Raw genomic sequence first — 9446 nt, forward strand, 5'->3', positions numbered from 1 at the left:
GTGCGCTGCGATGTGGCGTCCAATTCGACGTTCGTCTACGCGTACGGGTTCGCCGAGGACATCGACGCGACCCACGCCTTGTACGCCAGCCTGGTTGTCCAGATGGTGCGGGCGTCGGACGCCTACCTCGCCTCGGGCGCGCATCGCCCCACACCGACGATCACCGCCCGGCTCAATTTCCAGCTGGCGTTCGGCGCCCGCGTGGGTCAGCGTCTGTCCGAGGCCCGCGACGAGATCCGCCGCGAAGCCACCAAGGACCGCCGGCGACCACCGGGCACCGCGATCGCCTTGCGCGACAAGGAACTCGAGCTGCAGGACTATTACCGCGGCGCGTCGAAGGCGCGCGGCACCTGGCAAGCCAGCCGGGCTTCGGCCGGGTATTCGTCCAAGGCACGGCGCGCAGGTGACCGGGCCGGACGGCGAGCTCGGTTGGGCAGCAGCCCCGAGTTGCCCGGGGCGCGCTCGGCCCTGCGCCGGTGACTGAGGATTCGCCACGCGATTCCCAGCGCTCGAAGGTTTACGCGGCTGAGGAGTTCGTCCGGACATTGTTCGACCGCGCCGCCGAGCACGGGTCGTCGGTTGTCGAGTTCTTCGGAACCCAGTTGACGCTGCCGCCCGAAGCCCGTTTCGGATCGGTCACGTCCGTGCAGCGCTATGTTGACGAGGTGCTTGCGTTACCGTCGGTGCGCCAACGCTGGCCAGAGGTGTCGCCGCTGCGGGTGCGGACACGGCGGGCGGCCACCGCGGCACACTACGAAAACCATGACGGCGCAGGCGTTATCGCGGTCCCCGACCGTGACACCGCCGATTGGGCGCTGCGCGAGCTGGTCGTGCTGCACGAAGTGGCGCACCACCTGTGCCAGGCGCAGCCGCCGCATGGCCCGGAGTATGTCGCGACGATCTGCACGCTGACCGAGCTGGTGATGGGTCCCGAACTCGGGCACGTGCTGCGGGTCGTGTACGCCAAAGAGGGTGCGCGGTGAGCGAATCGGACGATCCGGACGCCCGGGCGCGCGAGGTCGAGGCGCAGCTGACCGACGACGAGCGGTTCTCGCTGATCGTAGGCGTGATGGGGGCAGGTGAACTGTGGCCCCTGCGCGACGAGCGCATCCCGCCCGGCGTGCCGATGAGCGCCGGGTATGTGCCCGGCATCGACCGGCTCGGTGTCCCGGCGCTGCGCATGAGCGACGCCGGCCTCGGCGTCACCAATCCCGGATACCGCCCGGGCGACACCGCCACGGCGCTGCCGTCGGGGCAGGCGCTGGCCGCAAGCTTCGACCCGTCGCTCGCCCGCATCTCGGGCGACATGATCGGACGGGAGGCGCGCAGCCGCGGGTTCAACGTGCAATTGGCGGGCGCGATCAACCTGGCGCGCGATCCTCGCAATGGCCGCAACTTCGAATACCTTTCCGAGGACCCGCTTTTGAGTGCCGCGATGGCGGCGGAGTCGATCAACGGGATCCAGCAACAGGGCGTCATCTCGACGACCAAGCACTACTCGCTGAACTGCAACGAGACCAATCGACACTGGCTGAACGCGATCATCGATCCCGACGCGCACCGCGAATCGGACCTGCTGGCCTTCGAGATGGCCATCGAGCGCTCGCAACCCGGGGCCGTGATGACGGCCTACAACAAGGTCAACGGCGACTACGCCGCCGCGAACCACACCTTGATCAACGACGTGCTGAAGGGTGCGTGGGGTTATCGCGGTTGGGTCATGTCCGATTGGGGCGCGACGCCGAGCTGGGAATGCGCGCTCGCCGGGCTCGACCAGGAGTGCGGCGCACAGATCGATGCGCTGCTGTGGCAGTCGGAGTCGTTCGGCGGCGACCTGCGGGCCGCTTACGCCGACGGACGGCTACCCAAGGAGCGTCTGTCGGACATGGTCCGGCGGATCCTGCGCTCGATGTTCGCCGTTCGAATCGACCGCCGCGAGTCGGGCCCGGAACCGGATATGGACGCGCACAACGCGATTGCATTACGGGTCGCGCGCCAGGGCATCGTGTTGCTGACCAACCGCGGGGTGCTGCCGGTGGCGCCCGAGTCGACCGCGCGGATCGTCGTCATCGGTGGCTACGCGCAGATCGGCGTGCCCGCCGGCTACGGGTCCAGCGCCGTCGTCCCGCCGGGCGGCTACGCGAAGGTGATCCCGATCGGCGGACACGGGCTGGAGGCCGGCCTGCGCAACCTGTACCTGCTGCCGTCGAGCCCGCTGGACGAGCTGAGAAAGCAACTTCCCAACGCACAGTTCGAGTTTGATCCCGGGATCAGCCCGGCGGAAGCGGCGCTGGCCGCGCGGCGGGCCGACATCGCGATCGTCTTCGCGATCCGCGCCGAGGGTGAGGGCTTCGACGTCGCCGATCTGTCGCTGCCCTGGGGACAGGACGCGGTGATCGCCGCCGTGGCGGCCGCCAACTCGAACACCGTGGTGGTGCTGGAGACCGGCAACCCGGTCACGATGCCCTGGCGCGACGAAGTGAATGCCATTGTGCAGGCCTGGTATCCGGGCCAGGCCGGTGGGCAGGCGATCGCGGAAATCGTTGCCGGCCGGGTGAATCCGTCGGGCCGGCTGCCCATCACCTTCCCGGTCGATCTCGCCCAGATGCCGCGCCCGGAACTGCGCGATCTCGGCGCGCCACCCGGCACACCGACCACCATCGACTACGTCGAAGGGGCGGATGTCGGCTACCGCTGGTTCGCGAAAACGCGCCGGACGCCGCTGTTCGCGTTCGGACATGGCCTGTCCTACACCAGGTTTGAGTACGACGACCTGGTGGTGACCGGCGGCGACACGGTCAGCGCGGCCTTCAGCGTGGTCAATGCGGGCGACCGCGCCGGCGCCGATGTCCCGCAGCTGTATCTGACCGCGGCGGCGGGTGGGCCATGCCTGCGATTGCTGGGATTCCAGCGGATCGAGTTGGCGCCCGCCGCGACGTGCCGGGTGCGGATCGAGGCCGATCCGCGCCTGCTGGCCTCCTACGACGGCTCCTGCGACGGAGGGGCCGGAGCCTGGCGCATCGAGGGGGGCGACTACTCGGTGGCCGTGGGTGCTTCGGCGATCACGCCACGGCTGACCGCCAAGGTCGAGCTGGCCTGCCGTACGTTCGGACGCTGACGGCTGCAATCGTCGACGCCCGAACGCACGACCCTAGGCCCGGCGTTACTCCACGGGGGTCAGCTCGTCCCCGCAGGTGCACCGGTATGCCTCACCCGCGCCGGAGCAGTGGCAGGGCACCTCGATGCGAACGCGACATCCGCAGCCTTCATGCCCACAGCTCAACAGGGTTCCTGCTTCGTAGTTCGCCATGTGAATCACCCTTATCTGTCGTTGACTCGTGGTGTAGACCAACCACGGGTTCACTATATACCCCCTACCGGTATGCCGTAAAGGGGCTGCGGCGGTGAATGCTCGCGGCTAGCGTGGGCGACATGACCGAGAACCCCACCCCGCAGGCCGTCGATGCGTTTCTGGACAGCACCGTGGTTGGCGACGACCCGGCCCTGGCCGCGGCCCTGGAGTCCAGCGACGCGGCCGGGTTGCCGTCGATCGCCGTATCGGTGCAGCAGGGCAAATTCCTGTGCCTGCTGGCCGGTGCCATCGGGGCGCGCCGCATCCTCGAGATCGGCACGCTGGGTGGCTTCAGCACCATCTGGCTGGCACGTGGCGCGGGTCCGGAAGGGCGGGTGGTGACGCTGGAGTACGAACCCAAGCACGCCGAGGTCGCGCGGGCCAACCTGCAACGGGCCGGGGTCGCCGACCGCGTGGAGGTGATAGTCGGCGCCGCGCTGGACACGTTGCCGACGCTGGCGGGTGATCCCTTCGACCTGGTGTTCATCGACGCCGACAAGGAGAACAACGGCGCGTATGTCGAGTGGGCGGTCCGGCTGGCTCGTCCCGGTTCAGTTGTCGTTCTGGACAACGTCATTCGCGAGGGCAAGATCCTGGATCCGAAATCCGATGACGCCAGAGTTTCGGCGACCCGGCAGGCGCTGCAGCTAATGGGCGAGCACCCGCGGCTGGACACGGCGGTGATCCAGACGGTCGGCGCCAAGCCGTGGGACGGTTTCGCGCTCGCATTGGTGCGCTAGCTCAGCGCGGGCACAAATCCCTGACCGCCTGTTCGGCAGAAGTGATTTCGCCGATCCGCAGTGCCGTCTCACCCGCATACAGTGCCGCGTGGTCGACCCACGCATCGGGCATCCCCGCCAACGGCGCCAGCGGGGTGAAGAACGGGACCGCCGGTGACTGCAGACGCAGCAACGCGCCCGCGTCGAAATAACCCAGGGCGGCCAGGGGGCGGCTTGCCGCATTGAGGGCGGCCGGCAGCGCCCTGGCCTTCCCGTCTTCGCCGCACCAACGCCGTGTGGCCGCGTTGGGCACCACGCGGTGCCGCAGCGGCCAGCTGATGCCGAACAGGTTCGTTTCGATGGTGTTGTCCGCGTGCATGATTCGCCGCTGGTACTCGCGGTTGGCGTTGGCCTCGTGAGTCAGCAGAAAGCGCGTACCGGCGATGACACCGCTGGCGCCGGCCGCCAGTGCGGCGCGGGTATCGGCACCTGTGGCGATGCCGCCGGCCAGAAACACCGGGCGCCCGGCGGCCGCCGCGAGCGCTTCGGGCAGGAAGTCCAGGGCGGGCATGGTCCCGACGAGATGGCCACCCGCCTCACGACCCTGGGCGATCAGGCCGTCGGCGCCCCAGCCGACGGCGGCGCGCGCCTGCGCCGCGGTGCCGACCATGACGAACACGAAGACACCGGCATCGCGGAAGTGCGCTACCAGCCCGCGTTTTTCGCCGAACGCCAGCACGACGGCGTCCACGCGGGTCTCCACGCAGACGTCCACGTGGTGGCGACGGACGAAGGGCATCAACAGGTTGACCGCGACGGCGCGGCCCGGGGCCCGTTCGCGCACTTCGCTTATACACCTGCGCAATTGGCGCGGTGTGGTAACGCCGAGCGTTCCCAGCGCGCCCGCTTTGGCGACCGCGGCCGCCAGCGGCGCACCGGCCAGTCCGCCGCCCATTCCCGCTTGTCCTATCGGAACGTCGAGCCGCAACCTATCCAGGATGTCCATGCCCAACGACGCTACGCGGCCGGCGAATTCGCCCCGTGAGCTGGCCCCTTAGCGGGCTGGTTTTCGTTGCTGGCCTACCGCGATCGAGCGTAATCTTTACAGCAGATGGATGGGTTGCAGTCGGCTCAAAAGGCTTGCTGCATAACAGAAAGGTCACAAAATGAGTACAGTCCATTCATCAATCGATCACCACCCGGATCTGTTGGCTCTACGGGCGCGCTACGAACGCGTAGCCGAGTCGATGAGTGCGCATGTCACCTTCGGCCTGGCGTTGCTGACCGGTCTGTATGTGGCTGCGTCGCCGTGGATCATCGGGTTCAGCGACACGAGATCGCTTGCGATGTGCGACCTTCTCGCCGGGATCGCGGTCGCGTTCCTGGCGTACGGGTTCGCCTCGGCGCTAGACCGTGCCCACGGCATGACCTGGACGCTGCCGGTGCTCGGCGCGTGGGTCATCGTGTCGCTGTGGGTGCTGCCGGGCTTCTCGCCCACCGCCGGCATGATCTGGTCGAACGTGGTCGGTGGCGCGTTGTTGACCTTCCTGGGCCTCAACGCGACGTACTTCGGCACGCGCACGCGCGCCGAGGTCGCACACGCATAGCCGCCCACGTCCGTTGAGCCAGGCGGCAATTCGCCCTGCCTGGCCGGCTGAACCCGGCCCGGGCAGGGCTAGCCGCAGACTGCGCCAATGGCGGCCGAGCCGACGAGCTTGACGTATTTGGCCAGCACGCCGGTCTTGTAACGCGGCGGCGGGGGAGTGAAACCCTTTCGCCGAGCCTCGAATTCGGCTGCGTCGGCCAGCACGTCCAACGTCTGGCCGGCCACGTCGAGGCGGATCCGGTCGCCGTCGCGCAGGAAGGCGATGGGTCCCCCGTCGACCGCCTCGGGGGCAACGTGGCCCACACATAGCCCGGTGGTTCCACCGGAAAACCGGCCATCGGTAAGCAGCAGAACGTCTTTGCCGAGGCCGGCGCCCTTGATCGCGCCGGTGATAGCCAGCATCTCGCGCATCCCGGGACCGCCCTTGGGGCCCTCGTAGCGGATCACCACCGCGTCGCCCTTGGTGATGGTGCCGTCCTCGAGCGCGTCCAGCGCGGCCCGCTCGCCGTCGAAAACCCTTGCGGTCCCCTCGAACACGTCGGAGTCGAAACCGGCCGACTTGACCACCGCGCCCTCGGGCGCCAGCGACCCGCGCAGGATGGTGATCCCGCCGGTCGGGTGGATCGGGTCGCTCATCGCGCGCAGCACCTTGCCGTCTGGGTCGGGCGGGTCGATGGCGGCGAGGTTCTCGGCTACCGTCTGGCCGGTCACCGTCAGGCAGTCGCCGTGCAGCAGGCCCGCGTCGAGCAAGGCCTTCATCATGACCGGCACGCCGCCGATGTGGTCGACATGCGACATCACGTGGCGGCCGAATGGCTTGACGTCGGCCAGGTGCGGCACCTTGGACCCGATCCGGCTGAAGTCGTCGAGGGACAGCTCGACGCCGGCCTCGTGGGCGATGGCCAGCAGGTGCAGCACCGCGTTGGTGGAGCCGCCGAACGCCATCACCACCGCGATCGCGTTCTCGAACGCCTCCTTGGTGAGGATGTCGCGGGCGGTGATGCCGCGCCGCAGCAGCTCGATGACGGCCTGCCCGCTGCGGCGCGCGAACCCGTCGCGACGGCGGTCGGTCGCCGGCGGCGCCGCGCTGCCGGGCAGTGACATGCCCAGCGCCTCGGCCGCGCTGGCCATGGTATTGGCGGTGTACATGCCGCCGCAGGCTCCCTCGCCGGGGCAGATCGCCCGCTCGATGGCGTCGACGTCCTCGCGGGGCATCAGCCCGCGGGCGCACGCGCCCACCGCCTCGAACGCGTCGATGATCGTGACCTCGCGCTCGCTGCCGTCGGACAGTTTGGCCACCCCCGGCAGGATGGAGCCCGCATAGAGGAACACCGCCGCCAGATCGAGTCGGGCGGCGGCCATCAGCATTCCCGGCAGCGATTTGTCGCACCCGGCCAACAGCACCGAGCCGTCGAGCCGCTCGGCCTGCATCACGGTTTCGACGCTGTCCGCGATCACCTCGCGGGACACCAGGGAGAAGTGCATGCCCTCGTGACCCATCGAGATGCCGTCGGAAACCGAGATCGTCCCGAACTCCAGCGGGTAGCCCCCGGCCGAGAACACGCCCTCCTTGACCGCCTTGGCGAGCCGGTCCAGGGACAGGTTGCACGGCGTGATCTCGTTCCAGGACGAGGCCACCCCGATCTGCGGCTTGGCGAAGTCTTCGTCTCCCATGCCTACCGCGCGCAACATGCCGCGGGCCGCGGCCTTCTCCAGGCCGTCGGTGACGTCACGACTGCGCGGTTTGATGTCGGCGGGGGTTTTGGCCATTTTTCAAGTATGCCGGGCAGGTCCACCGCAAATTCGCCGGTCATACCCCATCGGGGTATAGACTCGGAGGGGTGACGACGGTACACGGATATTCGCAGGACAAGGACAACTACGCCAAGCGTCTTCGACGCATCGAAGGCCAGGTGCGTGGCATCGCGCGGATGATCGACGAAGACAAATACTGCATCGACGTCCTGACCCAGATCAGCGCGGTCAACAGTGCCCTGCGTTCGGTGGCGCTGAACCTGCTCGACGAACATCTGAGCCACTGTGTGACCCGCGCCGTGTCCGAGGGCGGAAACGAGGCCGACGACAAGCTCGCCGAGGCCTCGGCCGCCATCGCGCGCCTTGTTCGTTCCTAATCGGTGACCGGGTTGTTACGTGTGTTGAGACCGCAGATGGGATGAACCCGTTGCGGCGGTGCGTACGGTAAGGGCATTGTGAGCGCGCCAGCAATTTCCACTCAGCCACCGGGAAGTCCGGCCGATGCCGACGCTATGAGCACCGGAACCACCACCGCTAGTGCGCGCACGTGGACGCCGCGGATCGCCGCTCAATTAGCGGTGTTAGCCGCGGCGGCCTTTACCTATGTGACGGCCGAGATCCTGCCCGTCGGCGCGATTTCGGCGATCGCACGCGACCTGCAGGTGAGCCTGGTCGTCGTAGGCACGCTGCTGACGTGGTACGCCCTGGTGGCGGCCCTGACAACGGTGCCGCTGGTGCGCTGGACCGCGCACTGGCCGCGGCGCCGAACCCTGGTGATGAGCCTGACCTGCCTGACGGTGTCGCAGCTCATCTCGGCGCTCGCGCCGAACTTCGCGGTGCTGGCGGCCGGGCGGGTGCTCTGCGCGATCACCCACGGCGTGCTGTGGTCGGTGATCGCCCCGATCGCCACCCGGTTGGTGCCGCCGAGCCATGCCGGACGCGCCACGACGTCGATGTACCTCGGAACGAGCCTGGCGCTGGTCGTCGGCAGCCCCCTGACCGCGGCGATGAGCCTGATGTGGGGCTGGCGGCTCGCGGTGGTGTGCGTGACCGTTGCGGCGGCGATCGTCACGGTGGCCGCCCGGATCATGCTTCCGGAGATGGTGCTCACCGAGCACCAGCTCGCCCACGTCGGCCCCCGGTCGCGGCATCACCGCAACGGCCGGTTGATCGCGGTGAGCCTGCTCGCGATGGTCGCGGTGACCGGCCACTTCGTGTCCTACACGTTCATCGTGGTGATCATCCGCAACGTCGTCGGGGTGCGCGGGGCCAGCCTGGCTTGGGTGCTGGCCGCCTACGGTGTCGCGGGCCTGCTGTCGGTGCCGTTGGCCGCGCGGCCGACCGACCGCCGGCCCCGGGGCGCCATCATCCTGTGCATGGCCGGGCTGACCGCCGCGTTCGTGGTGCTGACCGCGCTGGCCTTCACCGGCCGCACCTCGGTGGCGACGGCGGTGATCGGTACCGCCGCGATCGTGCTGTGGGGCGCGATGGCCACGGCGGTGTCGCCGATGATGCAATCCGCGGCCATGCGCAACGGCGCCGACGATCCCGACGGCGCATCGGGTCTGTACGTGACGGCGTTCCAGGTCGGCATCATGGCCGGCTCGCTGGCGGGCGGGTTGTTGTACGAGCGCAGCGTCGCGCTGATGCTGACGGCTTCGGCCGCGCTGATGGGTGTCGCGCTGGCCGGTATCGCGGTCTACCGGCATATGCTGGATGTTCCGCCGGCAAGCTCACGCGATTCATAACTCAGCAGCTCAAAGGCCCCGAGTTGCGTTCCCGGGCGGCCCTGTCGGGTCGCGGATTAGGTAGCTGGGCACGGCCCTATGCGACACTGGGTCGCAGACCTGACTGGAGGGATGCATATGCCGAGCTGGACGACGAGCTCGACGAGGAGGGGCCTGTTCGCGGCCCTTGCAGCCGGATTCGCCGCTCTGCTGGTGCTGGGCGCCGGCGGATCACCGGGCGGCGGAGGCGCCACCAACGGCGGCGGCGCGGGCGGGCCCGCGGGCGC

At 68.8% G+C, this 9446-nt stretch carries 9 protein-coding genes and 1 pseudogene; 7 read left to right on the forward strand and 3 right to left on the reverse strand.

The window, feature by feature from the left end; all coding sequences use genetic code 11:
• The 3 genes and pseudogenes from A5745_RS05515 to A5745_RS05525 all read left to right on the forward strand — a co-directional run.
• Window positions 1–480, forward strand: a pseudogene (locus tag A5745_RS05515) (hypothetical protein); the annotation flags it as partial.
• Window positions 477–983, forward strand: a complete 507-nt coding sequence (locus A5745_RS05520; protein ID WP_076115400.1) for a TIGR04338 family metallohydrolase — start codon at window positions 477–479, stop codon at window positions 981–983. The pseudogene A5745_RS05515 and the gene A5745_RS05520, both read left to right, overlap by 4 nt.
• Window positions 980–3118, forward strand: coding sequence for a glycoside hydrolase family 3 protein (locus tag A5745_RS05525; protein WP_175879765.1), 2139 nt, complete (start codon window positions 980–982; stop codon window positions 3116–3118). Before A5745_RS05520 ends, A5745_RS05525 begins: the two co-directional genes overlap by 4 nt.
• A 45-nt stretch (window positions 3119–3163) precedes the next feature.
• Here A5745_RS05525 and mymT read toward each other — a convergent pair whose 3' ends face one another.
• Window positions 3164–3325, reverse strand: a complete 162-nt coding sequence (gene mymT / locus A5745_RS05530) for a metallothionein MymT (RefSeq protein ID WP_139329461.1) — start codon at window positions 3323–3325, stop codon at window positions 3164–3166.
• Between the two features lie 107 nt (window positions 3326–3432).
• Here mymT and A5745_RS05535 point away from each other — a divergent pair, with 107 nt between their 5' ends.
• On the forward strand, window positions 3433–4092 hold the full coding sequence (locus A5745_RS05535) for an O-methyltransferase (RefSeq protein WP_076064844.1): 660 nt from the start codon (window positions 3433–3435) through the stop codon (window positions 4090–4092).
• A gap of 1 nt (window position 4093) precedes the next feature.
• Here the strand turns inward: A5745_RS05535 and A5745_RS05540 are convergent, their stop codons facing one another.
• Complete coding sequence (locus A5745_RS05540) at window positions 4094–5077, reverse strand: nitronate monooxygenase family protein (protein WP_076115401.1); 984 nt, start codon at window positions 5075–5077, stop codon at window positions 4094–4096.
• A 160-nt stretch (window positions 5078–5237) separates the two neighbouring features.
• Here A5745_RS05540 and A5745_RS05545 point away from each other — a divergent pair, with 160 nt between their 5' ends.
• Window positions 5238–5678 (forward strand): SPW repeat protein, encoded by a 441-nt coding sequence (locus tag A5745_RS05545; protein WP_076064838.1) that lies wholly within the window; start codon window positions 5238–5240, stop codon window positions 5676–5678.
• A gap of 68 nt (window positions 5679–5746) precedes the next feature.
• Here the strand turns inward: A5745_RS05545 and ilvD are convergent, their stop codons facing one another.
• Complete coding sequence (gene ilvD / locus A5745_RS05550; RefSeq protein WP_076064839.1) at window positions 5747–7447, reverse strand: dihydroxy-acid dehydratase; 1701 nt, start codon at window positions 7445–7447, stop codon at window positions 5747–5749.
• A gap of 71 nt (window positions 7448–7518) precedes the next feature.
• Here ilvD and A5745_RS05555 point away from each other — a divergent pair, with 71 nt between their 5' ends.
• Window positions 7519–7809 carry a metal-sensitive transcriptional regulator gene (locus A5745_RS05555; RefSeq protein WP_076064840.1) on the forward strand — a complete coding sequence of 97 codons (291 nt, stop codon included), beginning with the start codon at window positions 7519–7521 and terminating at the stop codon, window positions 7807–7809.
• A gap of 135 nt (window positions 7810–7944) precedes the next feature.
• Entirely contained in the window at window positions 7945–9180 is a 1236-nt protein-coding gene (locus A5745_RS05560) for an MFS transporter (protein WP_076115402.1), read from the forward strand.
• The last annotated feature ends 266 nt before the right edge of the window (window positions 9181–9446 follow it).

It is taken from the genome of Mycobacterium sp. IS-2888 (assembly GCF_001954215.1).
Classification (GTDB): Bacteria; Actinomycetota; Actinomycetes; order Mycobacteriales; family Mycobacteriaceae; genus Mycobacterium.

Excerpts from the sequence above, each read along its gene's own strand:
- A5745_RS05535 (WP_076064844.1), top strand. The coding sequence starts at position 3,433 with ATGACCGAGAACCCCACCCCGCAGGCCGTCGATGCGTTTCTGGACAGC.
- A5745_RS05545 (WP_076064838.1), top strand. The coding sequence starts at position 5,238 with ATGAGTACAGTCCATTCATCAATCGATCACCACCCGGATCTGTTGGCT.
- A5745_RS05560 (WP_076115402.1), top strand. The coding sequence starts at position 7,945 with ATGAGCACCGGAACCACCACCGCTAGTGCGCGCACGTGGACGCCGCGG.
- A5745_RS05540 (WP_076115401.1), bottom strand. The coding sequence starts at position 5,077 with ATGGACATCCTGGATAGGTTGCGGCTCGACGTTCCGATAGGACAAGCG.
- ilvD (WP_076064839.1), bottom strand. The coding sequence starts at position 7,447 with ATGGCCAAAACCCCCGCCGACATCAAACCGCGCAGTCGTGACGTCACC.